At 48.7% G+C, this 26,239-nt stretch carries 27 protein-coding genes and 1 riboswitch; of the genes, 11 read left to right on the top strand and 16 right to left on the bottom strand.

The genetic code is table 11. The annotated features are described in order from the left end of the window. Positions 1-78 precede the first annotated feature (78 nt). On the bottom strand, positions 79-630 hold the full coding sequence (locus C4S60_RS18210; RefSeq protein WP_103881788.1) for a YtfJ family protein: 552 nt from the start codon (positions 628-630) through the stop codon (positions 79-81). Positions 631-908: 278 nt separating this feature from the next. On the opposite strand from C4S60_RS18210, the gene C4S60_RS18205 reads away from it, so the two are divergent. Further along, positions 909-1,115 carry a DUF1107 domain-containing protein gene (locus tag C4S60_RS18205; RefSeq protein ID WP_103881787.1) on the top strand — a complete coding sequence of 69 codons (207 nt, stop codon included), beginning with the start codon at positions 909-911 and terminating at the stop codon, positions 1,113-1,115. Positions 1,116-1,208: 93 nt separating this feature from the next. On the opposite strand, the gene msrA is transcribed toward C4S60_RS18205, so the two are convergent. Continuing rightward, positions 1,209-1,829: a peptide-methionine (S)-S-oxide reductase MsrA gene (msrA, locus tag C4S60_RS18200; protein ID WP_103881786.1), complete on the bottom strand. Its 621-nt coding sequence runs from the start codon at positions 1,827-1,829 to the stop codon at positions 1,209-1,211. A gap of 169 nt (positions 1,830-1,998) precedes the next feature. On the opposite strand from msrA, the gene tamA reads away from it, so the two are divergent. The 4 genes from tamA to C4S60_RS18180 all read left to right on the top strand — a co-directional run bounded on the left by tamA (position 1,999) and on the right by C4S60_RS18180 (position 8,296). After that, the gene (gene tamA, locus C4S60_RS18195) at positions 1,999-3,714 is read left to right on the top strand and encodes an autotransporter assembly complex protein TamA (protein WP_103881785.1); all 1,716 of its coding nucleotides are present in this window, start codon (positions 1,999-2,001) and stop codon (positions 3,712-3,714) included. Then, the gene (gene tamB, locus C4S60_RS18190) at positions 3,714-7,475 is read left to right on the top strand and encodes an autotransporter assembly complex protein TamB (RefSeq protein WP_167390998.1); all 3,762 of its coding nucleotides are present in this window, start codon (positions 3,714-3,716) and stop codon (positions 7,473-7,475) included. The genes tamA and tamB overlap by 1 nt, the downstream gene beginning before the upstream one ends. A 92-nt stretch (positions 7,476-7,567) precedes the next feature. Then, complete coding sequence (locus tag C4S60_RS18185) at positions 7,568-7,915, top strand: DUF2799 domain-containing protein (RefSeq protein WP_103881783.1); 348 nt, start codon at positions 7,568-7,570, stop codon at positions 7,913-7,915. Between the two features lie 21 nt (positions 7,916-7,936). After that, on the top strand, positions 7,937-8,296 hold the full coding sequence (locus C4S60_RS18180; RefSeq protein ID WP_103881782.1) for a DUF2799 domain-containing protein: 360 nt from the start codon (positions 7,937-7,939) through the stop codon (positions 8,294-8,296). 64 nt (positions 8,297-8,360) lie between these two features. Here the strand turns inward: C4S60_RS18180 and ppa are convergent, their stop codons facing one another. Next, positions 8,361-8,891 carry an inorganic diphosphatase gene (gene ppa / locus C4S60_RS18175; RefSeq protein ID WP_103881781.1) on the bottom strand — a complete coding sequence of 177 codons (531 nt, stop codon included), beginning with the start codon at positions 8,889-8,891 and terminating at the stop codon, positions 8,361-8,363. A gap of 134 nt (positions 8,892-9,025) precedes the next feature. Further along, on the bottom strand, positions 9,026-10,036 hold the full coding sequence (gene fbp / locus C4S60_RS18170) for a class 1 fructose-bisphosphatase (RefSeq protein WP_103881780.1): 1,011 nt from the start codon (positions 10,034-10,036) through the stop codon (positions 9,026-9,028). Between the two features lie 284 nt (positions 10,037-10,320). On the opposite strand from fbp, the gene mpl reads away from it, so the two are divergent. The 5 genes from mpl to thiQ all read left to right on the top strand — a co-directional run bounded on the left by mpl (position 10,321) and on the right by thiQ (position 15,878). Then, entirely contained in the window at positions 10,321-11,670 is a 1,350-nt protein-coding gene (gene mpl / locus C4S60_RS18165) for a UDP-N-acetylmuramate:L-alanyl-gamma-D-glutamyl-meso-diaminopimelate ligase (protein ID WP_103881779.1), read from the top strand. Continuing rightward, positions 11,670-12,290 carry a flavin prenyltransferase UbiX gene (locus C4S60_RS18160; protein ID WP_103881778.1) on the top strand — a complete coding sequence of 207 codons (621 nt, stop codon included), beginning with the start codon at positions 11,670-11,672 and terminating at the stop codon, positions 12,288-12,290. Before mpl ends, C4S60_RS18160 begins: the two co-directional genes overlap by 1 nt. A gap of 52 nt (positions 12,291-12,342) precedes the next feature. After that, a riboswitch (TPP riboswitch) is annotated at positions 12,343-12,449 on the top strand. Positions 12,450-12,517: 68 nt separating this feature from the next. Next, positions 12,518-13,492 carry a thiamine ABC transporter substrate binding subunit gene (thiB, locus tag C4S60_RS18155; RefSeq protein ID WP_244183139.1) on the top strand — a complete coding sequence of 325 codons (975 nt, stop codon included), beginning with the start codon at positions 12,518-12,520 and terminating at the stop codon, positions 13,490-13,492. An 83-nt stretch (positions 13,493-13,575) separates the two neighbouring features. Next, positions 13,576-15,171 carry a thiamine/thiamine pyrophosphate ABC transporter permease gene (gene thiP, locus C4S60_RS18150; RefSeq protein ID WP_103881776.1) on the top strand — a complete coding sequence of 532 codons (1,596 nt, stop codon included), beginning with the start codon at positions 13,576-13,578 and terminating at the stop codon, positions 15,169-15,171. A 2-nt stretch (positions 15,172-15,173) separates the two neighbouring features. After that, positions 15,174-15,878, top strand: a complete 705-nt coding sequence (gene thiQ, locus C4S60_RS18145; RefSeq protein ID WP_103881775.1) for a thiamine ABC transporter ATP-binding protein — start codon at positions 15,174-15,176, stop codon at positions 15,876-15,878. Between the two features lie 76 nt (positions 15,879-15,954). On the opposite strand, the gene yjgA is transcribed toward thiQ, so the two are convergent. Further along, a complete protein-coding gene (gene yjgA / locus C4S60_RS18140; protein WP_103881774.1) occupies positions 15,955-16,482 on the bottom strand; it encodes a ribosome biogenesis factor YjgA in 528 nt (175 codons plus the stop codon). Between the two features lie 118 nt (positions 16,483-16,600). On the opposite strand from yjgA, the gene pmbA reads away from it, so the two are divergent. Then, a complete protein-coding gene (pmbA, locus tag C4S60_RS18135; RefSeq protein WP_103881773.1) occupies positions 16,601-17,944 on the top strand; it encodes a metalloprotease PmbA in 1,344 nt (447 codons plus the stop codon). 68 nt (positions 17,945-18,012) lie between these two features. On the opposite strand, the gene mgtE is transcribed toward pmbA, so the two are convergent. The 11 genes from mgtE to C4S60_RS18080 all read right to left on the bottom strand — a co-directional run bounded on the left by mgtE (position 18,013) and on the right by C4S60_RS18080 (position 26,230). Then, on the bottom strand, positions 18,013-19,371 hold the full coding sequence (gene mgtE / locus C4S60_RS18130; protein WP_103881772.1) for a magnesium transporter: 1,359 nt from the start codon (positions 19,369-19,371) through the stop codon (positions 18,013-18,015). 125 nt (positions 19,372-19,496) lie between these two features. Beyond that, positions 19,497-19,772 (bottom strand): HPr family phosphocarrier protein, encoded by a 276-nt coding sequence (locus C4S60_RS18125; RefSeq protein ID WP_103881771.1) that lies wholly within the window; start codon positions 19,770-19,772, stop codon positions 19,497-19,499. Between the two features lie 8 nt (positions 19,773-19,780). Further along, positions 19,781-20,641, bottom strand: coding sequence for an RNase adapter RapZ (gene rapZ, locus C4S60_RS18120; protein ID WP_103881770.1), 861 nt, complete (start codon positions 20,639-20,641; stop codon positions 19,781-19,783). A gap of 18 nt (positions 20,642-20,659) precedes the next feature. Then, positions 20,660-21,106: a PTS IIA-like nitrogen regulatory protein PtsN gene (ptsN, locus tag C4S60_RS18115; protein ID WP_103881769.1), complete on the bottom strand. Its 447-nt coding sequence runs from the start codon at positions 21,104-21,106 to the stop codon at positions 20,660-20,662. A 1-nt stretch (position 21,107) separates the two neighbouring features. Further along, entirely contained in the window at positions 21,108-21,395 is a 288-nt protein-coding gene (gene hpf / locus C4S60_RS18110) for a ribosome hibernation promoting factor (RefSeq protein ID WP_103881768.1), read from the bottom strand. Positions 21,396-21,420: 25 nt separating this feature from the next. Beyond that, the gene (locus tag C4S60_RS18105) at positions 21,421-22,887 is read right to left on the bottom strand and encodes an RNA polymerase factor sigma-54 (RefSeq protein WP_103881767.1); all 1,467 of its coding nucleotides are present in this window, start codon (positions 22,885-22,887) and stop codon (positions 21,421-21,423) included. Positions 22,888-22,933: 46 nt separating this feature from the next. Next, positions 22,934-23,659: an LPS export ABC transporter ATP-binding protein gene (lptB, locus tag C4S60_RS18100; RefSeq protein WP_103881766.1), complete on the bottom strand. Its 726-nt coding sequence runs from the start codon at positions 23,657-23,659 to the stop codon at positions 22,934-22,936. 7 nt (positions 23,660-23,666) lie between these two features. After that, a complete protein-coding gene (gene lptA / locus C4S60_RS18095; protein WP_103881765.1) occupies positions 23,667-24,164 on the bottom strand; it encodes a lipopolysaccharide transport periplasmic protein LptA in 498 nt (165 codons plus the stop codon). Then, positions 24,145-24,708 (bottom strand): LPS export ABC transporter periplasmic protein LptC, encoded by a 564-nt coding sequence (gene lptC / locus C4S60_RS18090; protein ID WP_103881764.1) that lies wholly within the window; start codon positions 24,706-24,708, stop codon positions 24,145-24,147. The genes lptA and lptC overlap by 20 nt, the downstream gene beginning before the upstream one ends. Continuing rightward, positions 24,705-25,262: a 3-deoxy-manno-octulosonate-8-phosphatase KdsC gene (kdsC, locus tag C4S60_RS18085; RefSeq protein WP_103881763.1), complete on the bottom strand. Its 558-nt coding sequence runs from the start codon at positions 25,260-25,262 to the stop codon at positions 24,705-24,707. The genes lptC and kdsC overlap by 4 nt, the downstream gene beginning before the upstream one ends. After that, entirely contained in the window at positions 25,262-26,230 is a 969-nt protein-coding gene (locus tag C4S60_RS18080) for a KpsF/GutQ family sugar-phosphate isomerase (protein ID WP_103881762.1), read from the bottom strand. Before C4S60_RS18080 ends, kdsC begins: the two co-directional genes overlap by 1 nt. Between the last annotated feature and the right edge of the window lie 9 nt (positions 26,231-26,239).

Here is a 26,239-nt window from a genome sequence, read left to right as displayed (position 1 = left end):
GTAAACGAGAATTGGCACGAGGTTTTGGATAGTAAGCAAACACAGAGAGCAAACTCTCTGTGTTTATATCGCTTGGCGTTATAGGTTGTCGCGAATCATAGCAAGCACGTTTTCCACTTCGCTGTCGCTCAGGACGCCCTGTTTGACGTAAAGAATTGTTCCTTGTTTGTCCTGAACAATGATCGCAGAGCTTTCTTCCTGCAATTGCCAGGCGCTGGCGACCAGACCGTGTTTGTCGAGTACCATGGATGACCAGGGAAACTCTTGCTTACTGTCTTCTGCCGAAGACTTAACAAATGAACCTGTTCCCCAGATGGCATCATCCTGGTTGATAATGGTCGTCGTCTGATATTGGTCTTCCGGAAATTTTGCTGCAGTAATGGCACTCATCAACGGTGCATTCATCTCTTTGGCGCTGCTGCGTCCAGCGATGGCCTGAATGACACGCACTTTGCCCTGCATATCCTGGCTGGTCCATGCCTGATAATCAACGGCGCCATCCTTTAGGACGATCTCACCGTGATCCTTGACAGAGACGGAACGGGCATTGCTACCCACTTGTAAGTTGGTGGCCATAGCAATTGTAGGTAAACATAGCATGGCTAGAGTTAGGAGAGGCTTTAGATTCATTATAATTGTTTCCATTGCTTAATTGGGGTGGCTACCATAGGTTAAGCGTGTGGTAACCACAACGATGTTTTGATGATTTGACCAAGAGATGTCCCTAACTTGATAAAATCATAGCAAGCATACCAGTAATTTATAGTTTGTTGCAAAGTTGTTAAATGCGTTTTGTGTCTTTTGAGTTTTGCAGTATAATTGCAGACGAAAACAAAAAAATATTGCGAAATCACTCGCATAAAGCAAAAGACATGATGTTGTACTCAAACGGATATTGAGGTTAGGTTATGCTGCGAAAATTCGCTGTCTATCGTCCAAGACAGATCGCTAAGTTTGTAAAGACTCTTTTTAAAGGGCAGTTTTTTATCGCCGGAATTGGCTTATTCCGTTTTGATAATGGCAAGGTGCTATTACCGGAAGTGGAAGATAAGCAAAAGCTGGATGCTTATAAAGAAATTAATGGGGAGATAGCGGCTCTCGCCGTCGCGGCGTAACTGAGTCGTAGAGAAAAGCGCCATCACAATGAGCAAGATTTGACAAACGCCCCTGCCAGCAGGCAAGGGCGTTGTTACGTTGCTGGAACCCGATTACTGAGGTGGGAAGCAAACGCCAGTGCCACCAATCCCGCAGTAACCGTCCGGATTCTTGGCCAGATACTGTTGATGATACACCTCGGCAAAATAGTAGTTGGGTAGTGACTGAATCTCTGTAGTGATGACGTGCTCCGCTCCCAGAGCCTCTTGATATCGTTCCATTGTGGCTTTGGCAACGGTCTGTTGTTCCGCCGTTAAGGTGTAGATGGCCGAACGATATTGAGTACCAATGTCACCGCCCTGACGCATGCCCTGAGTGGGATCGTGCTTTTCCCAAAAGACACGGAGTATCTGTTGTAGCGAGATGATTTGTGGATCAAACACCACTCTGACTACTTCGGTATGTCCGGTCAGGCCAGAGCATACTTCTTCATAGGTTGGGTTTGATGTATAGCCACCAGCGTAGCCTACTGATGTCGAAATCACGCCATCTAGTTGCCAGAATAAGCGTTCCGCACCCCAGAAGCATCCTAACCCCAGTACGATACATTCTTCATGAGGCAGTAATGGAGCGGACAGATCGGTTTGGTTAATGAAGTGCGGCTCCATTTGGGCGATAGCGGTCGCTCTTCCCGGTAATGCCTGATCGGCCGAAATCATATCCGTTTTTCGCATTAAAGATTCCTCTTGTCGACTAACATTGCTGGTGCGCTATGTCCGAATTGCATGAAAAATAACAGCAATATGTATTCATGTGTGTTGTTACCTACAGACTTCTAAATTGAACGGGGTTATCATTCTGAGTAACAACAATAACAACGCATCACAGTCTCAACAATAAAGCATGATAAAGAGAGTTTTACCACCGCTAATTCTGATCCTGTCGTCTGGTTATACCTTTGCAGACGACAATGTGTCTTTGGACATTTCAGGTCTCAGTGGAGCGCTGAAAGACAATGTGGATGCGTATGTCTCAGCTATAGCCTCTGGTGAGTATTCCACGTCATTGCGTTTTCAGTCTCGGCTGACCAAAGAAATTACCGCAGCTCTAAATGCTCTGGGCTACTACAATCCCTCGATCGACTTCTCGGTCAGTGACAAAGGGGATGTACTCACTGCGCAAGTCAATCCGGGCCCCGCTACACTGATAAAACTGGTTGATATCGAGATTCAGGGGGAAGCGAGACACGATGAAGACTTCCTGCGCCTTATCCGTTTGTCTCCTGTTAAGGAAGGCCGGCGCCTGAATCACAGTCAATATGATGGATTGAAGTCCAGTATTCGGAACTTGTCGTTGCAGAAGGGCTACTTTGATGGCGCTTATGAGCTTAGCCGGTTGGAAGTGGTGCCTGAGCTTAATCAGGCGTTTGTGCGCCTGCATTATAACAGTGGCATCCGCTATCAATTTGGTGAAGCGACCATTACTGGCAGTCAAATCGATATCCAGAAAGTGCAGTCTCTTCAACCTTACAAAACCGGCGATAACTATCAGGTCGCCAAAGTAGGCGAACACAACCAGAACCTGTCTAATACCGAGTGGTTTTCTTCGGTATTCGTTGAGCCTGACTTGAGTCAGGTGGGACAGGGGCGTGAACTGCCAATGAAAGTATCACTGGCGCCGCAGGTCAAAAACCAGTTCGAGACTGGTTTGGGTTACTCAACGGACGTGGGTGTTAAGGTAAAATTCAAATGGAAAAAGCCCTGGCTCAATGAACACGGACATAGTTTTAATACCAGCCTGGATTTGTCCATTCCGGAACAACAGGTCACGGCTAGTTACAAGATCCCGCTTGATGACGTGCTTAAAGATTATTACCTCATTCAATACGGCCTGAAAAACGTCGACCGAAGTGACAAAAAGACCCTGGAGTCAAACTTGGCGCTCGAGCGACACTGGGTACTGGACAGCGGTTGGCATCGCACCGCTTATATTCGTTATCTTATTGAAAATTATGAGTTCAATGCGCAAGGCGAGTTAGGTCAATTTGTACTTCCCGGGATTTCTTACTCACGGGTCCGATCTCGGGGCGGCGTTCTGCCAATGAGTGGCAACAAGCAAACCATTATGTTTGAAGTGGGCGATAAAAACGCGTTCTCTGAAACGTCACTGTTCAGACTGAGGGGCACCTCAACCTGGATCTCCAGTATTGGTGAGAACCACCGTGGTCTGTTTAAAGTGGACGTCGGCGCCAATATTGCCGATGACCCGAGCAAGTTGTCCCCTTCACTGCGTTTCTACGCTGGTGGTGACAATAGTATACGTGGTTACGACTATGAGAGCATTTCGCCCGTCGATGATGCAGGCAATAAGACCGGTGGTCAGTATATTGCAACCAGCACCCTGGAATACCAGTATCGAATTACTGGCAACTGGTGGGGGGCGGCCTTTTATGACGTGGGTGATGCGTTTGATGACACACCGGAATGGAAGCGTGGTGCAGGTTTCGGAATACGTTGGGTGTCGCCAGTGGGACCGGTTAAATTCGATTACGCCAAAGGTTTGGACAAAAAACCGCAAGCCGAGTGGCGTATACACTTCAGTTTGGGGCCAGAGCTATGATGTTAAAAGTTTGGCGATTTACCAAGTGGTTTTCTATCGGCATCGTCACCCTGACTATATTGATTCTGGCGGCGTTGGCGTTTGCCCTCTTCACCAATCCGGGGCTGAATACCATTCTATGGGGCGTGAACAAAGCTTTGCCTCAGTTAGAAGTGGGCGATACTCAAGGTGCGCTGTTCCCACGTTTTACTCTCAATCAAGTCAAGTTTGCCGATCCGGATCTGTTCATTGATCTCGATGCGCAATCATTGACACTGGCAGTGGATTTGAACTGTCTGTCCGATCCCCGCGTGTGTATTAATGAACTGGCGATTCAGGGCCTGAATTTCAGCATGCCACAGCTACCACCCAGTGAGTCTTCAGCGGAACCCAGTGAACCTCTGACATCGATCACGGTGCCACTGCCTATTGCGGTTGGCAAAGTGTCTTTCAATGACATTGATCTCGATATTCTGGGTACAAAAGTGGCCTGGGATACGTTTAAGACGTCGTTTTCGATGACAGGCTCTAACCTGTCGTTAGGCGATACCTTGTTAACCTCACCCGTTGTCAAACTCGTACCAGCCGATCCGGACTTAGTAGAACCCGAGCCGGCTGTGAGTAGCAGTGAGGAATCGCAAGCTGTCATCTTGCCTGACGTGTTGATCCCTTTGTTTGTTAAAATTGCTGGGATTGAAATTCGCGATTTTAAGTTGGATCAGGCAGAGCCTATCGTTGTCGATAAGCTCAAATTGGTCGGTCGGGCTGGCGAGCACGATGTTCATGTCGATAATTTAGAGCTGGTAATGCCTCAGATCGAGGCATCGTTAAATGGCAATATCTCGCTGATACAAGGTTACCCATTGGATCTGTATTTGCGGGCTCACTTAAAACAGACTGAACTGGCCGGACAACATTTGGTCCTGAAAGCCAATGGCAGTGTCGACTCACTGTCTCTGGATGGTGAGTTTTCCGGGGTCGTTGCCGGGGTGCTGAAAGGGGATATTCAACCTTTGCAACCGACGTTGCCATTCGATGCCATTCTCTCAGATGCTAAGGCGAGTTGGCCGCTCAAAGGAGACAGTGACTACCAGTTGCAGATAGACAACTTATCAGCCTCAGGGTCATTGGATGGTTATGATGTGTCTCTGAAAGCGCAAGCCTCGGGGACCCCGATCCCAGATGTTGCGGTAACACTGAAAGGAAGTGGCGATCTTAAACACATTGCGCTGAGCGAATTGTCAGTCGATACCCTAGGTGGCAACGTGGCAGGACAAGTCATGGCGAACTGGGAATCGCCGGTTAATTGGCAGGGTGATCTTCAGCTCACACATATCCAGCCAGGATTGCAGTGGCCGGAAGCTGAAGGGGACATCAGTGGTCATATTGTGACGTCTGGTGCGTTAACCGATACCGGTGGGTGGCAGGTTGAAGTGCCAACTCTGGATATTGTCGGTGTTTTGCGGGAGTACCCCTTGAATGTCCAGGGTCAGCTTGATGCCTCGGATGTGACGGGCAAAGGGGAATATCAGGTCGAAACTCAAGGGTTGTCCGTTGCTCATGGTCCTAATTCACTTAGTGCCCAGGGACGTCTTAACAAAGATTGGGATATGAGCCTATCTATTGATTTTCCAGAATTAAGTAGCTCAGTTCCTGATGTGTCAGGTTTGCTTCAGGGCCGGGTTCAGTTGTCAGGGGCCATGCTTGAACCGGACATTAGTACCGACATTACGGCGGAAAAAGTGCGTTGGAAGCAGGAGGCCAGTGTTGAGACACTGACGTTGTCCGGTCAGGCGCAACCGCTTCCACTGACGAGTGCGCAGGCTGACATCCGTATTCAGTCTTCTGGTATCCGGTATCAAGAGCATACGGTGGACCGTTTAACGGTTGACCTCACCGGTACGCAGGCAGAGCACACTTTGACGCTGGACATGGTTTCCAGCCTGTTGTCTACCAATATTTCCCTGAAAGGTATGCTTAGTGAGAAACCGTCACTGGTTTGGCAGGGAGAGCTGTCGAATGTGCATATTGAAACGGAGCAGGGACCACTCGACTTGGTGGATCCCATAGATATTAAGGTTGATGTCGACAAGCAGATTGCAGATGTCTCCGCTCACTGTTGGGCGCAAGCTGACTCCAGAGTATGTCTGGAAAAAGACATACAGGCGGGCAACTCTGGTGAGGCTTTGGTGACGGTTAAGAACTTCGACTTTGAGCAAATCAAAGCTTATCTTCCAAAGGAGACGAAGCTTAAGGGTAGTGCCAATATCACAGCCTGGGCCAGGTGGGCACCGGAAACCTCTCCAGAAGTTAAACTGGATGTGGCTCTACCAAAAGGCACCGTGACTCAGTCTTTGGATATTCCGCTGGTGGTGGGGTGGGACAAAGTGAATGTCAAAGCCAATCTGGCCAATGACAAACTGCAAGCCAGTTGGATAGTTGATGTCACTGATAATGGAGACTTATCCGGTCAGCTGATGCTACCGGATGTGTTTGCCGAGCAGAAACAGCTTGATGGGGAGTTGAATCTTTCCACGTTTAACCTCGATTTCTTACAGCCCATTGTTGGAGAGTTTAATCAGGTCAAAGCCAATTTGGACTCCAGTATCCGAATCAAAGGGAATGTGCTGCATCCCCAGATATTCGGACGTTTTTCGGTGTCCGATTTGCTGTTACACGGCGATATCTCACCCATACAAGTGGATTCAGGCGATATTGATATTGCCTTTAATGGTTACGATGCCAAATTGGATGCCAGTATTCAGACCAGTGATGGTGAGTTGAAGCTCAATGGTGACGGGAATTGGCAAGATCTAAAAGCCTGGCGTACAAAATTACGTGTCTTTGCGGATGAGTTGAATGTGAATGTACCCCCTATGGTCAAAGTGAAGGTGATTCCGGATATGACCATAGAAGCCACGCCGACGTTGGCAAAAGTCACGGGGAACATCAACTTGCCCTGGGGACGTATACTGGTTGAGCAACTGCCTCAGAGTGCGGTCGCGGTGTCCGGTGATCAGGTGTTATTGAATCCGGATATGACGCCAATTAATGAAGAAAGAGCGGTACCGTTCAATATCGAAACGGACGTCTCTATCTCTATTGGCAACGACTTTAGGATCTCAGCCTTCGGTTTGAAAGGGGGATTGCAGGGCAAGTTGCATGTTTCTCAAAAAGATCAGGGTCCGTTTGTTCAGGGTGAAGTCAATATTGTCAATGGTTCTTACAGCTCGTTTGGTCAGGATCTACTGATAGAAGAGGGGAAGATCTTGATGACAGGGCCTGTAGATCAACCTTATGTCAATATCACGGCAGTACGCAACCCGGATACAACGGCTGATGACGTGAAAGCCGGAGTGAAAGTAACCGGGTTGGCCAGCGAGCCAAGAGTGGAGATATTCTCTGATCCAACGATGCCACAGGCAAATGCACTGTCCTACCTGTTACGTGGTCAGGATATCGATGGTGAGACCGGGGGCAATGCGCTGACGACCACCTTAATTGGCTTGAGTCTGGCACGAAGCGGTAAAGTCGTCGGAGAACTGGGTCAGGCTTTTGGCGTACAGGATCTGCAGTTGGACACGGCAGGAAGCGGTCAGGAGTCACAAGTAACGGTCAGTGGATATATATTACCGGGACTTCAGGTCAAATATGGAGTAGGCATATTTAACTCATTGGGTGAGTTTACCGTTCGCTATCGTATTATCGAAGACTTCTATGTCGAAGCTGTCTCCGGCCTGTACAGTTCGGTGACTTTCCTGTATCAGTTTGAAGTCGATTAAACACAGCGGAGCCGATAGGGCTCCGTTTTTTTTGGTAATCGAAAGGTCGGATTTTCTCGTATACTCACTATGAGAATAAAAGGAGAGAGGCGATGAGAATCTTGGCCGCCATCGGCTTGGTACTGCTAGCCGGATGTGTCCAGCTTCAGCCACCGGTAGAGGGAAGTGAACAAAGCTGGCAAGCGTTTGGTCAGCAGTGGGCACTCAAAGGGTATGTTATCGAACCGGAAGGTAAGCTGACGCAGAAAGTAGCGGAATTGACTTCAGCCCAGTTTGCTGCTTACGAGGCTGGGTATCAAGTTGGGAAGGATGAATACTGTCAGCAAGACCCGTTTGTGATGGGGCGGAACGGCAAAATCTACTATGGCATTTGTAATGATGTCGACAGACGGTTTTTGGATGAATACTGGCGTGGCAAACGAGCACGTTCAAAACGTTAATGGCTTGCTTTGGAGTCTATTATGGTGCGGTTGTTTTTTACTCTGGTTGCGGTAATGCTGACCGCTTGTGCATCACAGCTTGGGCCGGGCACTTCATTGGCGCAGGACTGGACTTTGTTCGGTGAAGAGCAGGCTCAGGTCGGTTATGAGAAATTGAGTTTTCAGGAACTGCAGTCGTCGGCGAAAATTGAACTGACGGATCCGCTTTATCAGGCGTACTCATCCGGGTATGAAAAGGGGCGGACGGAGTATTGCCAGCAAGATCCGCGGCTGTTGGGTAAGCGGGGTGAAATGTACCGGGGTATCTGTGATGAGCTAAGGCCGACTTTCCGAACCTGGTACATGAATGGTAAGGCGTCCCGGGGGCGCTATAGCTACTGAACCGGCACTGTTAGCGGGATGACAACAAGCTCTGTCCAACTGACAGAGCTGCTGTTTTTATCGATTATTTTGCCTGAGCCCGTTCGAAAGAGGTTTGAATTTCTTCTCTGGCGGCCTGCACATCAGCCCAACCATCGACTTTTACCCATTTCCCTGATTCCAACTCTTTGTAGCGTTCAAAAAACTGCGTGATTTGTGCTTTGAGTAGCGCCGGAATGTCGTCGACATTCTGTATGTGATCATACTCTTTGGATAATTTACTGTGTGGTACCGCGAATACCTTGGCATCTTCACCCGATTCATCGGTCATCTTAAGGACGCCAACAGGGCGGCAACGAATGACGGAGCCTGGCATCAGAGGATAGGGGGTCGGGACCAACACATCGACCGGATCGCCATCAAGAGACAGGGTATGATTTACATAGCCATAGTTGCACGGATAAAACATGGGGGCAGACATAAAGCGATCGACGAATACAGCGCCAGAATCTTTGTCCACTTCGTATTTGATTGGGTCGGCGTTCGCTGGGATCTCGATGACGACATAGATGTCATCAGGAAGCGATTTACCTGCCGGAACATTGTTTAAGCTCATTTGACTTTCCTTTTCTTAGTATCTCATTCCTTTGAACTACAGGAATGTAGGGCTGAAATACGAATCGTTTACTTGAGTATACTTGGTTACTTTTAAAACAAAAAGTGCCTCTATTGAGAGGCACTTCTAAGCTATCAGTCTTGGTATTCTTCGAGGAAAGACTCGACCTTTTCAACCATATGTCTTGAGCCGACAAAGAAAGGAACACGCTGATGCAGTTCGGTGGGTTTGATGTCCATGATGCGCTGTTTGCCGTCAGAGGCCAATCCGCCAGCCTGTTCCATCAGAAACGCCATTGGGTTGCACTCATACAGCAGACGTAGCTTGCCACTCGGGTGACTCAATGTGCTTGGATACAGGTAAATACCGCCTTTAAGCAGGTTTCGGTGGAAATCCGACACCAGTGAACCGATGTAGCGTGACGTATAAGGGCGGTTCTCTTCTGGTACATTTTCCTGGCAGTACTTGATGTACTTTTTCACGCCCATAGGGAAGCGGATGTAATTGCCTTCGTTGATCGAGTAGATGGTGCCGTCTTGCGGGATCATCATGTTCTCGTGAGACAAGCAGAAGCTGCCAATAGATGGGTCGTAGGTAAAGCCATTGACTCCTTTACCTGTGGTGTAAACCAGCATGGTTGAAGAGCCATACACGACGTAGCCTGCCGCTACCTGTTTGTTACCTGGTTGCAGGAAATCCTCTTGTGTCGGTGGTGTGCCAACCGGAGAAATTCGGCGGTAAATAGAGAAAATGGTACCAACAGAGACATTCACATCAATATTGGAGGAGCCGTCCAGCGGATCCATTAATACTACATACTTAGCGTTTTTATTGAGTTCTTTATTGAACGCAACGGCCTCGTCTTCCTCTTCACTCGCGACGCCGCAAACCTGGTCACGCGCTTCTAAAGCGGCTTTGAACTTTTCATTCGCATAGACATCCAGCTTTTGCTGAGCTTCGCCTTGAACATTCTCTGTACCGACTGAACCAGTAATATCCACGAGACCTGCTTTGTTGATTTCACGGTTTACGATTTTTGCAGCGAGTCGAATTGAAGATAAAAGGGAAGATAAATCACCGCTAGCATGGGGGAAGTCATTTTGCTTTTCAACAATGAACTCGCCTAGGGTGCGCATTTCAGACATGTTATATCCTTAACTTTTCTGCTTATTTCTTGGGGGAGCGTGTGTGATTGGAGTGACACGCAACCAAACGATTGCGTATTTTGGGGGTATTCATCTACACACATGTGTATTGTAGGGGGCAGAACTTTTTAATGGTAATGAAGTAACGGTGGCGACGGGGATTATATTTGACCAAGGTCACATTTATCTGTCCAACCACTAACTTTCTCGCTTTTGACACGCGCTTTGGGTATATATAGCGACAAGTGCGTAAAATACAGCGCAAAGATTTAAGAGAGCTTGCTATGCATATTCATATTCTCGGTATTTGTGGCACCTTTATGGGTGGCGCGGCCGTATTGGCCCAACAGTTAGGGCACAAAGTCACAGGCAGCGACGCCAATGTCTATCCACCCATGAGTACTTTGCTAGAGTCAGAAGGTATCGAAATCATTGAGGGGTTTGACCCGGCACAGTTGAATCCGGCACCTGATCTCGTGGTAATCGGCAACGCCATGAGTCGTGGAAACCCCTGTGTAGAGTATGTACTGAACCACAACCTTAAATACACCTCTGGACCACAATGGTTGCAGGAGTTCTTGCTTCATGACCGTTGGGTGCTGGCGGTGTCCGGTACGCACGGCAAAACCACGACCTCAAGCATGTTAAGTTGGATCCTGGAAGACTGTGGTTATCAGCCTGGCTTTTTAGTGGGTGGGGTACTAGGCAACTTCGGCCAGTCCGCCCGTCTGGGTGAGTCGATGTTTTTTGTGGTAGAAGCGGACGAATATGACAGTGCTTTTTTCGATAAGCGTTCAAAGTTTGTGCATTACCACCCCCGTACGTTGATCATGAATAATCTGGAATTTGATCATGCGGATATTTTTGATGATCTCGAGGCCATCAAGCGCCAGTTTCATCACCTGGTGCGTACGGTGCCGGGTAATGGACGTATCATGGCACCTAAAGCCGATAAGGCTCTGGTTGATGTCTTGGGGAGAGGGTGCTGGAGCGAGGTTGAACATACCGGTGCCGATGCGGACTGGAGCGCGTGTAAACTGAGCAAAGATGGTTCTCACTTTGAGGTTTGCCTTCACGGAACCAAAGTCGGTGAGGTGCGCTGGGATTTGGTCGGCGACCATAACGTCGATAATGCGTTGATGGCTATTGCCGGTGCCAGGCATGTGGGGGTCACTCCGGAGTTGGCGTGTGAAGCGCTGGGTAAGTTCATCAATACCAAGCGTCGAATGGAATATAAAGGCGAAGTGAATCAAATCACGGTGTACGATGATTTTGCTCATCATCCTACCGCCATTGAACTGACGTTAGATGGGCTGCGTAACAAGGTCGGTGAAAACCGCATTCTTGCCGTCCTCGAACCGCGCTCAGCGACTATGAAGCGTGGCGTACACAAAGAAGCGCTGGCGCACTCACTGGCTAAGGCCGACGCGGTGTTCCTGTTTCAGCCGGACAATATTGATTGGTCGGTACAGGACGTCGCAGACACTTGCTCCCAACCGGCAATGGTCAGTCACAGCATAGAGGCTCTGGTCGGGGCATTGAGTCAAGAGGCTCTGCCCGGTGACCAGATACTAGTGATGAGCAATGGCGGTTTTGGTGGGATCCATCAGAAACTATTAGAGGCCTTAGCGTAATGAAACCTGTAGAAAAAGCGATAACATTGGCGTTCACCGGAGCGTCTGGCGCGCCTTATGGAATGCGCTTGTTGGAATGCTTACTGGCACAGGACTATACCGTTTATCTGCTGATATCGTCGGCAGCCAGAGTGGTGTTAGCAACAGAACACAATATTAAACTACCAAGTGGCCCGGACGCGGCACATAAGGTGCTGGTTGAGCGGCTTAACTGTGCAGCTGACAAACTGGTGGTGTGTGGCAAAGAAGACTGGTTTTCGCCGGTAGCTTCTGGTTCTGCGGCGCCGAAAAAAATGATCGTCTGTCCATGCTCTGCGGGCAGTGTTGCTGCTATCGCTCACGGCATGTCGGACAATCTGATAGAACGTGCTGCTGATGTCGTCATTAAGGAGCGGGGGCAGTTAGTATTAGTCGTGAGAGAAACGCCGTTCTCAACCATTCATTTGGAAAACATGCATAAGCTGTCACAAATGGGGGTGACGATCATGCCGGCAGCACCGGGTTTTTATCATCAACCACAGTCAATCGATGATCTTATCGACTTCATTGTTGCCCGGGTTCTGGATCACATGGGGATAGACCAGGCACTGGTTCCGCGCTGGGGATATGATCAAAGGTAATTAATAGATTTGGCGAATCTGTGACAAAAAGGTTACAATTCGCCGAGCAAGATTGTGACTCACGGGGTGCACTAGTAGTGGTGCTGAGAGAAGGTTGAGCCTGACACCCGTATACCTGATCCAGATAATGCTGGCGTAGGGATGAGAACTCAAGACTATGGGGGCTTTTCTGGATCAAGAACTACTAACTAAGGATAGAACCAGTGAAAGTACACCAATTCTCGAAAATTGCGCTAATCACCGCGCTAATAAGTGCCCCTCAACTCGCTGCTGCGAATTCCCTGACCGTCTATACCTATGATTCTTTTGCGTCTGACTGGGGCCCTGGTCCCGCTATCGAGAAAGCGTTTGAAGCTCAGTGTGGCTGTGACCTCAATTTTGTCGCGCTAGATGATGGTGTGTCTATCCTCAATCGCTTGCGTCTGGAAGGCAGTAACTCTCAGGCGGATGTAGTTCTGGGACTGGACAACAACCTGATGAGTGAAGCTCTGGCATCGGGATTGCTTGCCAAACACAATGCAGACCTTTCAGCCGTCACCTTGCCTAACGGTTGGAGCAGTGACGTGTTTGTTCCGTTTGATTATGGCTACTTTGCGTTTGTTTATAACACTGAAACGGTAAAAAATCCGCCGAAAAGTCTCAAGGAGCTGGTGGAGCAAAGGGATGACCTGAAGGTGATTTACCAGGATCCACGTACATCAACACCGGGGCAGGGATTATTATTGTGGATGAAGTCGGTCTATGGCGAAGATGCCAGTAAAGCGTGGCAACAGCTGGCACAAAAAACAGTTACGGTAACGAAAGGTTGGTCGGAAGCCTACTCGATGTTCCTCGAGGGAGAGTCAGACTTAGTTCTTTCTTATACCACTTCTCCTGCGTATCATATTATTGCGGAGCAAGACAAACGTTTTGCTGCGGCAGATTTTTCTGAAGGACATTACACGCAGGTGGAAGTCGCCGCCAAAGTGGCTGGTAGCAGCAATCAGAAGCTGGCGGATGAGTTTATGCAGTTTATAGTGTCTGAAGATTTTCAGTCACAGATTCCAACTGGCAACTGGATGTACCCAGTGGTGAACCGTTCATTGCCTGCAGGGTTTGAGGCATTGACCGTTCCTACGCAAGCGCTGTCTTTCAGTCCAGATGATGTTGCCAGCAACCGTAAAGCCTGGATCAGAGAATGGCAGGCGGCGTTAATTAAGTAATAACACTGTGGGCTCAGTGCAGTTTCAGTCAAACTGACTTGGTTCGTAACGGCCCTTCAGGGCCGTTTTTCATTGAGGTGGATGTGATTCGAACACCAAAAACCGGATTGGTTGTCGCGCTACTCATCGTAGTGTATGTCGTGGCATCGCTGTGGACTCTGCTGTCATACTCGTCACTGCAGGACATCGGGCTGCTGTTCAGTGATCCTTATTATCGTCATGTCGCCAAATTCAGCTTCTGGCAGGCCAGTTTATCAACCATATTGAGCGTGGGGTTTGCGGTTCCGGTTGCTCATGCCTTATCAAGGCGTCAATTCAAAGGACGTTCCCTGATCCTAAAATTGTTTGCCACCACCCTAGTCCTGCCTGTATTGGTGGGGGTGTTTGGTATTATCGCCGTATACGGCAATCAAGGCTGGATTGCCCGATTGCTGAATTTGCTGGATATCACCATGCCCTTCTCATTGTATGGTCTTAACGGGATTTTGCTTGCGCACGTGTTTTTTAATCTGCCCTTTGCTACCCGGTTACTGTTGACGACCATTGAGAGTGTTCCCCAAGAGCAACGAAAGCTGGCGTTACATCTTGGCATGGGCAGTTGGCAGTGCTTTCGTCTGATCGAATGGCCGAGGCTCAGAGCGCATTTGCCTCATGTCATAGGTCTGGTGTTTATGCTGTGTTTCACCAGTTTTGCGACGGTGATGGCATTAGGGGGGGGGCCTAAAGCAACCACCATTGAATTGGCAATCTATCAGGCAATAAAGTTTGATTTTGATCTGCAGACCGGCGCAGTGCTCGCCTTGTGGCAGATGGTGATCTGCGCAGGATTAGTGCTCTTGATTGGTAAGCTGTCTCGTAATCTGGATGGCCGGACGAGTTTTTCTTTGCAGCCAGGTTTACAGCCGCGAGATTCACGATGGAAAAAGAGCTGGGATAGCTTTTGGATCATGGCAACCCTAACGCTAGTATTGCCCCCACTGGTTGCTGTTGTTGCCAGCGGTCTGAATGACAGGTTATGGCCGGTCGTGACCGATCAGCGTTTCTGGCATGCGCTAATGACCTCTCTGGAAGTGGCGGCTTTGGCGGCAAGTATCGCGTTAATGGCAGGTATTGTGCTGTTGAATACCGCCCGTGTACTCAGGTTGAAAGTACGTTACGGACAAGCGGACTGTCTCGAGCTGGTGGGCACCATCATTCTGGTGACACCGGCACTGGTGCTGAGTACCGCGACATTTTTGTTGCTGCGAGGGATGACCAATGTTTTCAGCCTGTCTCTGGGTATTGTGGTGATGGTGAATGCGCTAATGGCGCTGCCATATGTGATTAAAACACTGAACCAACCGATGCTGCGCATGGCCCAACAATATCACCCTCTTTGGCAAAGTCTGGGAATGAGCGGATTGCGCCGATTTTGGTTGATGGAGTGGCGAGCTTTACGAGCACCGTTACTGCATGCGTTTTCGATCAGTTTTGTCCTGTCATTAGGCGACTTAACCGTGATTGCTCTGTTTGGTAGCCAGGACTTTAATACCTTACCACTGTACCTGTATCAATTGATGGGCAGCTACCAACTGCAGGCCGCGGCCGTAGTGTCATTGGTGTTGTTTGCCTTGAGTATCGGCGTGTTTTCTTTGACCGATTCATTGATGAATCCTTCTTCTCGAGAGGTAGAAAAATAGATATGTTAGTGTTGAATGACGTCACTTATTGCTATCACAGCGACTGGTTTCAATTCTCGTTACAGGTGAAACAGGGAGACATTCTGGCACTGATCGGTCCCAGTGGCGCGGGTAAGTCGACGCTACTGGCGTTAATCGCTGGCTTTTGTCATCCCGAATCCGGTGAGGTGCTGGTTAACGGGCGCTCAATCCAGCAGCTTGAGCCTCATCAACGTCCGCTCTCGATGCTGTTTCAGGAACACAATCTTTTTGACCACCTCAATGTGTTTGACAACATCGCGTTAGGTTTAAGCCCCGCCTTGCGTCTTTCTCAACAAGACAAGCGGGCGGTGAATCAGGCTGCTGAGAAAGTCGGGTTAGAGGATAAACTGACTCGTTTACCGGGGCAGTTGTCTGGCGGGCAGAGACAACGGGTCGCGCTGGCACGCTGTTTTGTTCAGCCTCACCCGATATGGTTGTTGGATGAACCTTTTTCGGCTCTGGATCCCATATTGAGGAAAGAGATGCTGGCGGTGGTGCAACAGCTGGCGCAAGAAAAGCAGGCAACAGTCATTATGGTTACCCATCATTTGAGCGATGCGCGTGCCATCGCCAATCGCTTTGCTTATTTAGCCGATGGTGTTATCGCCAATCACGGAGAGATCGCAGCCCTCACGCCAGAGCACGCCAATGAAAAACTGGCTCGTTTTGTTCAGGCAGCACACTGACACCGGCGACGAGCGGATCGCAGAAATAACAACGGCAGCCAGAAACAGGCTGCCGTTGTACGGTCCAACAGAGTGATTAAAACTCTTGTTCTTCTTCGTGCTTCAGTGCCTGGAAAATTTCACGGAATGCTTTTGCTGGCTTACCGGCTTTCTTCTCTTTATTGGCCTGACGCGCGAGCTGACGAAGACGTTGGCGATCCAGATTTGGATACTGCGTCATTGCCGCAGCAATAGCTTCGTCACCTTCCTCAACAATGCGATCGCGCAACTGTTCAAGTTTATGCAGGGCAGCGGTTGATTGAGAGTGTTTATTGCGAACTCGATCTAATGCCGCTTGAATCGGCTCAGGATCTTCGTTACGCATCAGCTTTCCGATGTACTGCAGTTGACGGCGTCTGGCTTCATTCTTGAAGCGTTGCGCGTCTGCGATAGCTTCTCGCAGGTCGTCACTCAGAGGAAATTTATCCAACACTGCTGGCTTAAGATTAACCAGCTCTTCACCGAGTTTCTGTAACTCTTCCATGTCGTTTTTCATTTCGGTTTTACTTACCCAAATGATCTCTTCTTCTTCTTCCCAAGGCGCTTTCTGATTTTTGCGGGCCATGATTATTGCCTATATCACTATCTCATTACGAATATTGGCTATTTTAGCAAGAAATCTGGGGAGAATGCGAAAACCTTGTTATTCTAGTCTCAATTGAACGATAAAAGTTAGATGAATTATGGATGTAAGAGAGCAAGTCGCTCAGCAGCAGGCTGAGTTAGAAGCTGCGGTCGCCAGAGCACTGGACATGGCATCGGTGAGTGCGGATGCGGCGGAAGTTGCCATTACCAAGAGTACTGGCCTGAGTGTCTCTACCCGTATGTGTGAGGTAGAGAATGTAGAGTTCAATAGTGATGGAGCGCTGGGTATCACCGTATATCGTGGTCAACGTAAGGGTAGTGCCTCAACATCAGATTTGAGCGAGAAAGCCATAGCACAAACGGTCGCAGCCGCGTTAGATATTGCTCAATACACATCGGAAGATCCCTTTGCAGGGCCAGCACCAAAAGAGCTGATGGTGAAGACTATCCCCGATCTGGATCTGTTTCACCCGGATGAGCCGAATCCTGACCGTGCTGCAGAGCAGGCGATTGCTGCAGAAAGGGCGGCATTGGCTTATAGCGATAAGATCAAGCAAAGTGATGGTGCCAGCTATGACAGTCACTATGGTGTCAAGGTCTACGGCAACTCTCATGGTTTACTGGCAGGTTATGCATCGAGCCGACACAGCATCAGCTGCAGTGTGATTGGTCAGGGGGTAAATGGCGATATGGAGCGTGACTACAGTTATACGCTGGCACGCCATTGTGATGACCTCTGGACGCCGGAATCGGTGGGAGAAAAAGCTGCGATTAAAACGGTACAACGTCTGGACCCTCGTAAAGTGAAGACGGGGCAGTATCCGGTATTGTTCGCCAATGATGTGGCCACAGGTCTTATTGGTCATCTAGTGATGGCTATCAGTGGCGGCAACCTATACCGTAAGTCGTCATTCTTACTCGATAAACTGGGAGAACAAATTCTGCCAGAGTGGTTTGCCATTGAAGAGAAGCCACATGTATTGAGAGGGCTGGCCTCTAGCCCATTTGACAATGAGGGAGTCGCGACTCAAGACCTGGATATCATTACGGATGGCAAGTTGGCGACCTATTTGCTGACCAGTTATGCAGCACGCAAACTGAAGATGACTCCTACCGGTCATGCGGGTGGCATTCACAACTGGTTTGTCAACTCGACGGGTCAGGACTTTGACGCCATGTTGAAAGCGCTGGGAACTGGCTTGCTGGTGACTGAAGTGATGGGTCAAGGTGTGAACATCGTTACCGGTGATTACTCTCGTGGTGCCGCTGGTTTCTGGGTCGAAAACGGTGAAATTCAATACCCGGTTTCGGAAATTACCGTTGCGGGTAATTTGGCTAACATGTTTAAACAAATTGTTGCCGTTGGGACTGATGTCGAAACCCGCTCACAAATTCAGACCGGCTCCATTTTGTTAGAGTCGATGAAAGTGGCCGGTGAGTAAACCGGGGCTCTCTGAGCACTGATTAATGAAAAAGGGGCGAAGGCCCCTTTTTTATTACTGGTATCCGCTCACATAATCATGATGGTGGCCAATCCTAAGAAAACCGACAGGCCGATCACGTCGGTGATAGTCGTCAGGGCCATTCCACCCGCCAGCGCGGGGTCAATGTTCATCTTCTTCAGCAAGATCGGGATGGTCACCCCAGCGATACCGGCGACCAGCAAGTTGGTCATCATGGCGGCGGAGATAATACCACCTAACATCCAGTCGCCCTTCCAGGCCACTACAATCCCACCGATGATCAGTGCCCATAACATACCATTTAAGAAGCCGATTGCCGCTTCTTTTAACAGAAGCTCTCGGCGGTTACTCTCACCGATATGACCCAAAGCCAGGCCGCGAATGACCAGTGCGACGGTTTGGTTGCCAGCCACGCCTCCCATTGAGGGTACGATGGTCATTAATACCGCTATGGCCGCCATTTGATCTAAAGTGGCTTCAAACATGTTGGAGACCGAGGCTGCGGCAAGGGCCGCCAGTACATTGGCACCCAGCCAGACACTGCGCCTGCGGGCAGACTTGACTACTGGCGCAAAGGTATCCTCGTCATCGTCCATACCGGCCATACTCATCATCGAGTGCTCCGCATCCTCACGGATAATATCAACGACGTCATCGATGGTGATACGACCCACGAGGTGATGATTGCTGTCGACGACAGGTGCCGAGACCCAGTCACGACGTTCGAACAGCGAGGCCACGTCCGAGTCACTGGTTTCTACGTGGATCGCTTCGTCCGCATCATCCATCACATCACTGACTTTGATATCGGGCTGAGTGGTGATCAGAGTAGTAAGAGAAAGGTGACCAATCAGCATATCTTCTTCGTCGATGACATACAGTGCATCGGTAGCCTCTGGGAGTTCGCCTTTCATGCGTAAATAACGCAGTACAACATCGACGTCTACGTCACCACGAATCGTGATAACGTCAGTGTTCATAATGCCACCAGCGGTGTCTTCCGGGTAGGACAGAGCGGTTTCAACGCGCAGACGGTCAGCGGTATCCATTTGTGACAGGACTTCGCGTGATACATCATCGGGCAGGCTACGTAAGACATAGGCGACGTCATCAGTGTCCATACCTTCGGTGGCTTCGGCGAGTTTCTCCGGGGCCATTTTGGACACTAAGCTGTCTTTGACATCCTCATTCAGTTCATCGAGGATTTCACCATAATCTTCAGGATCGGTCAGTTGCCAGAGAACTTCACGACTTTTACGTGGTGATGCTTCGAGAAGATGGGCGATGTCTTCAGGCTCCATATCCTGAAGTTGTCTGCGGACGTGAACGAAGCGACCATTTTCTAGTGCTTCACTAACTTCTTGGAGGGTTTGGTGAGCTTGATCGAATTCTATTTGCTCTGCCATGGATGCCCCCTACACTCAACTGCTTTTTAATGTACTGAATAGTAGCCTAATTTTATACTCAAGTAACCAAGAGTCGGGAAAGAAGTTGCCAAAGATTGGAAAATTTCCTGTGAATTGGAACGATGTTATTCGTCTTCGTCGAATCGGTGTTCAACCAAATCACAAACGGCGGTCAGGGCCGCTTCAGCATCCGCTCCTGCCGCTTTGATGGTGATGTTTTCGCCCTGAGCGGACTCCAGCATGAGTAGCCCCATAACACTGTCAGCGGTCGCTTCTTTGTTCTCGTAATTGCAGATGGTCACTGTGGCTTCAAAGCTTTGTGCAAGCTCTACCAGTTTCACTGCGGCCCGTGCATGTAAACCCAGGCGGTTTTGGATCAGTACGGTACGAGATAGCGACATCGGGGCTCCTATGACTGGTTTTTTTCTAATGAGGCGTGACGTATTTTGACCTGGTGACCGAGGCGTTCGAAGTACTCTCCGAGTTGTTGCGTGATATACACCGAGCGGTGTTTACCACCAGTACAGCCAATGGCGACCGTCAGGTAACTGCGATTATTCTTTTCCAATAGTGGAAGCCAGCGTTCAACGAAGCTCTGAATTTGATGTTTGAGTTCAATCACATCCGGGTAGGATTCCAGAAACGATTTAATAGGGGCGTCCAGGCCGGTCAGCGGTCGCAACTCAGGTTGCCAGTGTGGGTTAGGCAAAAACCTCACATCAAACACATAGTCGGCATCACTGGGCATGCCGTATTTAAAGCCAAACGACTGGAATACCATCACCAGCTCTTTCTTTTCCTGACCTTCTAGCTCAAAGCGAATGGTTTCACTGAGGTCGTGAATGGATTGCTCGCTGGAGTCAATCAGGAAATCGGCACGCTCTTTTAACGGTTTGAGCAGTTCACGCTCAAGGTCAATTGCCTGCTCAAGGGAGAGCTTGTCTTTACGTTGCGAGAGAGGGTGGATACGACGTGTTTCACTGTAGCGTTTGAGCAGCACAGGCTTTGATGCATCCAGAAACAGTACTTTCACTTCGTGCAACTGTGAGAGCTCGTCGAGCTTGGCTGAAAGGTTGGCAAGGTTGTCCGGCAGGTTACGAATATCAACGCTCACGGCAACGCTTTGTTGTGAGTCTTTTGAGGAATCGACAAACGGCTCCAACAAGTCGATAGGTAAGTTATCGACACAGTAGTAACCAGAATCTTCCAATACGCGTAAGGCGACGCTTTTGCCCGCCCCGGAATGACCACTCACAACGACTAATCGCATGATGTTTCTCAGTTATCTCTAGTGACTGACGATGATATCGTAAAGCTCTTGATCACTTTGAGCATTACGAAGTTGTTTGAGGACAGTTTTATCATTTAATCGCTCTGCCATACATGACAAAGTTTTTAAATGTTCTTTACACTGCGCATCAGGAACAAGCAGAGCAAACATAAGGTCGACAGGGCGGTTGTCAATAGCGTCAAAGTCAACAGGAGCCTGACACTGAACTAAGACCGCGACAGCTTTATCACTGTCCTGCATACGGGCATGGGGAATCGCAATACCATTGCCGATACCGGTGCTGCCCACTTTTTCACGGCTTAGCATGCATTCAAACAGTTCAGTGGAATTCTGGCCAGTATGCGCTGCGGCAATTTCACTGATGATTTCAAGGGCGCGCTTCTTACTTGTACAAGGGACTGCACTTTTGGTGCAGTCCAGAGTCAATACTTCACTTATTTGCATTTTAGTGATTACTTAGTTTTTCTTTGTGCTTGTTCAACTGTCTGGTTAGTTTATCGACTAACGAGTCAATGGCAGCATACATACTTTCGTCGTCCGATGCTGCGTGAATTTCAGCTTGATTTACGTGGAGCGTAGCTTCCGCGATTTGGCTCAACTTTTCAACTTTTAATACAACATGAATGTTATTTATATGATCGAAAAAGCGTTCAAGCTTTTGGAATTTACTATGAACGTAGTCTTGCATTGAATCAGTGAGATCAACATGGTGGCCTGTAATTTGAATTTGCATAGACTTTCCTTCTTGGTTATTGGCCTTATAGTAGGCGTTTACGCTGACTGGATGGGGCAATCCCCAACGATTCACGGTATTTAGCTATGGTTCGCCTAGCAACCTGAATTCCCTGGTCAGCTAGTTGAGCTGCGATTTTACTATCGCTCAATGGCTTGGCTGGGTTTTCCGCAGCAACAAGTTTCTTGATTAAGGCTCGAATGGCGGTAGAAGAACATTCACCACCATTATCTGTGGACACATGACTTGAGAAGAAATATTTCAACTCAAAGATGCCGCGAGGCGTGTGCATGTATTTCTGCGTGGTGACGCGAGAAATGGTTGATTCGTGCATGTCCACAGCCAGAGCTACATCATTGAGAACCATGGGTTTCATGGCTTCTTCACCGTACTCAAAAAAGTCATGTTGATGTTCCACAATACATTTGGCAACCTTCAGCAAGGTTTCATTGCGGCTCTCGAGGCTCTTGATCAGCCACTTCGCTTCTTGCAGGTTAGAGCGAATATATTGACTGTCTGCACTGTTTCCGGTGCCCAACTTGGCATATTGCTGATTGACTCTGAGTTTCGGTACGCTATCGGGGTTGATTTGCACTACCCACTTGCCGTGATCTTTAAAAACGGAAACATCAGGCACCACATACTCGGTTTCGTCCGGAGTGATTTTGCTGCCCGGACGAGGGTCAAGTTGCTGGATTAACTTAAGAACTTCTCTCAGATCCGCTTCTTTAAGCTTAGTCTCTTTGATGACAAGTTTGTAATCTCGGTTGCCCAATTGATCGATATGATCACTTAAGACCAGTTTCGCTTCAGCCAGCCAGGGGGTATCTTCAGGGAAGGTTGCCAATTGCAGCAACAGACAGTCTTGAAGATTCAGGGAGGCGACACCCAGAGGATCAAACTGTTGGACGCGTTTTCTAACCGCTTCAATTTCATCCAGTTCTACGTCTTCGATGTCGACACTCTCTAAAATTTCTTCGCAGGAAAGGGTTAGATAACCATAGTCGTCGACCGCATCTATGATGGCCAGAGCGATCGCTCGGTCAGTTTCGGTGAACGGCGTTAAATCCAGTTGCCATACAAGGTAGTCTTGTAATGACTGAGTTGTTTCACCCTGATAGAGAGGCAATTCGTCATCAACAGCGATGCCGGTATTGCCAGTGTTCGCGCTGTAGACATCATCCCATGTGGTGTCCATCTCCAGTTCGGTCGCGATTTCGGAGCTTTCGATTTGCTCTGAGCTATCTTTGGGCTCCGGTTCACTGGCAACTTCGCTGTTGCCCTCATCTTTACTTTCAGTGCTCGATTTATCCTCGCCAGACGACGTTTCTTCAGTGGTCTCTTCCACGTCAAGAAGTGGGTTGGAGTCCAGAGCCTCTTGAATCTCTTGTTGCAGATCGAGCGTCGACAACTGCAATAAGCGAATGGCTTGTTGCAGCTGAGGCGTCATTGCTAACTGTTGACCTAGCTTGAGTTGTAATGAGGGTTTCATGCAGTATTGCTAGCCTATTATTAAAATTTTATCCAAGCCTATTAAATCATAGTCTGAATTGTTCACCGAGATAAACCTGTTTTACATGTTCATTATTGAGAACATCTTCAGGAGTTCCTTCGGCAATCAAGTGACCCTGACTCACGATATAAGCTTTTTCACACACATCGAGTGTTTCACGAACGTTGTGGTCGGTGATGAGTACACCCAATCCTCGGTCGCGCAAATGTTCGATGATTTTTTTTATATCAATTACCGATATGGGGTCAACCCCAGCGAAGGGTTCGTCAAGCAGAATAAACTGCGGGTTTGCTGCCAGTGCTCTAGCGATTTCAACTCGTCGTCGCTCACCACCGGAGAGCGCCATACCAGCACTTTTGCGTATATGCTGGATATTAAACTCATCCAATAAATCTTCCAGACGGTCCTGTCTTTCCTCCTGAGTCAGTTCATTTCGGGTTTCCAGTACCGCCATAATGTTGTTTTCGACACTCAGTTTTCTGAAAATCGACGCTTCTTGTGGCAGATAACCTATGCCCATTTTGGCACGGCTGTGCATTGGCAGAATGCTAATGTCTTTGTCGTCGATGGTGATGGTGCCTTCATCGCGAGCGACTAGCCCCACAATCATATAGAATGATGTGGTTTTACCCGCGCCATTTGGGCCGAGCAAACCAACGATCTGTCCGGATTCGACCGACAAGCTGACATCTGAAACAACTTTACGGTTTTTATAGCTTTTTGCTAAGTGCGATGCTTTTAATAACGCCATGGTCGATCTATTTCTCTTGCACTTGTTGAGGTTGCAGTATGGTAGAGACTCGCTCTTTTGAGTTGCCATCCGCAACCAGTTTTTGTAACGAAATGCGATAATTTATCGTCGTGCCCCTGATTTCACTGTCATCTTGCGACAGCATGGCTTGCTCTGTCATGGTCAATTGATCGTCTTTCAACGAGTAATACAGGTTTTTTGCCTCGCCATAGAGTGTTTTGCCATCGTCCGTTAGCTGCGAAAAAGTCGCAAGGTTGCCAAAGCCTTCAATGACTTGAATGGCTCCTGTTTTTGCGTCTCGGGTAACAATGACCTTATCCGCATTGATGTTGATGCTACCTTGTTTCAATTTCACATCGCCTTCGAAGGTAACACGATTGCTTTTCATGTCGAGTTGCTGCGTGTCCGAATCGATGTAAATTGGCTGCTCAGAATCGGTTGATAATGCCATGGCCGGTAGAGGCAGCAGTAGACAAAGACCAAGACTAAGGTGTGAGAGTTTCATATTTACTGTTCACTTTGTTGTAGAGCTCAGCGAGGTTGTCGGCAAAGTTTCCTTTCATTGCCTCCCCACGAGTTTCAAATTGCGGGCCCAACATCAGTACGCTGTTGTCGGCCCAAAAATCACGATTATCAAGTTGAATGCTCATCTGCGTTGTCGATAGAGTGTCAAAACCTGATTCAGGAAGCAAATTGTGTGCAACGACATCGTTGTAAAGCGTAAGCACTTCTTCACTATCCAGTACGGCTTTCGCTGCAGAAATCTCCCACTCTTGGGTTGAACCATCGGCAAAAATGCGCAGTACTGGTTTCTGAAATACGGTTTCCCCTTTCTTCGAGAAATGCTCCAGATGATCGGATGTGATGCTATAACTGCGTATGCCGTCGTCACCGAATGAAGTGTTGGTAACGTTCATTCCGCTAAACGCGGGTAACTCAATATCGGGAGACACCAGAATCACGTCCGAGTCGTCCTTGGTGTACAGGTAATAGGCACACCCAATGGAAACAATGGCAAGTAAACTATAAAGAATACGAGACAAACTCATATACTCAGACCCTTGTGAAGCTCAAGTTCTCCTTTTGATTCTAGGATCAGATCGCAAATTTCCCTAACAGCACCGCGACCACCTGGTATCGTCGTGACGTGGGTCGCTTTTTTGGCCAGTAGTGGGTGACCATCTGCCACACAAACACTGAGACCGACCTGCTCCATCACCGGCCAATCGATGAGGTCATCACCAATGTAGGCGGTTTGTTCCGCTGGAATCGCCAGTTTCTGACAAATGTCCTGATAGGCCGCAACCTTGTCATCCTGACCCTGATAAATCAGGGATATGCCCAACGCGGTCATTCGGTTCTCGACGATCTGTGAACGTCGGCCAGTAATGATGGCAACCTGAACGCCCGCACTCATTAGTGCCTTGATACCGTAGCCATCACGGGTATGGAACGTTTTTAGTTCTTCACCCTGATTCCCCATGTAGATCAGGCCATCCGAAAAAACCCCATCGACATCGCAAATCAATAGCTGAATATTGGCGGCCTTTTCCACGGTAGAAGTGGCGACAGGGCCGTAAAGAGTTTCGGTTTTATCAGACACTACATCACTCCCGCTTTGAGTAGATCGTGCATGTTCAGAGCACCCACGACTTTATGGTCATCCAGTAAGATGAGCCCGTTAATATTCTTTGACTGCATGAGATTGAGCCCCTCTGCTGCCAACAGATTTGGTGTCGCCGTGGTTGGATTGGCAATCATCACTTCACCGATGGTCGTGGTGTGAATGTCGACACGCTTATCCAGAATTCGACGCAGATCCCCATCGGTAAATATCCCCAGTAGCGTCTGTTTCTGGTCAACAATGGTGGTCATCCCCAGTCCTTTGTTGGAGATTTCCAATAACGCATCGCGGATCAGCGTATCGGGACCGACCATTGGCAGGGCGTCACCCTGATGCATGATATCACTAAGTTTGAGTAGCAGTTTTCGGCCTAACGCGCCACCCGGGTGAGAAAGAGCGAAATCTTCTTCACCAAATCCCCGGGCTTCCAGCAGTGCGATAGCCAGTGCGTCGCCCATGACCAGCGTTGCGGTAGAGCTTGATGTTGGGGCAAGACCTAATGGACAGGCCTCTTTCGGGACAGTGATCTGCAAATGGAAATCGGACAGCTTAGCCATATTGGACTCTGGTTTCCCGGTCATGCTGACAGTGGTGATACCCAGACGCTTGAAAACGGGAAACAGGCTGATGATTTCATGTGACTCACCTGAGTTAGAAATGGCGATCACTAAATCACGGGCTTCGATCATTCCCAGATCACCGTGAGCGGCTTCTCCTGGATGGACAAAAAAAGCAGATGTTCCGGTACTGGCCAGGGTGGCGGCAATTTTTTTACCTATGTGCCCTGACTTACCCATTCCCATCACTATGACTTTGCCCTGATGGTTCAAAATCGCATCACAGACGGCATCAAATTGTGCGTCAAAATAACGCTCCAGATGCTGAAGAGCCTGAATTTCTGTGTTTAGAACGCGCTTGGCGGCACTGATATAATCAAAATCAGACATGGTAACAAC

The organism is Vibrio hangzhouensis, assembly GCF_900107935.1.
In the GTDB taxonomy this organism is placed as follows: Bacteria; Pseudomonadota; Gammaproteobacteria; order Enterobacterales; family Vibrionaceae; genus Vibrio; species Vibrio hangzhouensis.
Note: the sequence above shows the minus strand (reverse complement) of the source record. Positions and strands in the feature narration are given on the sequence as shown.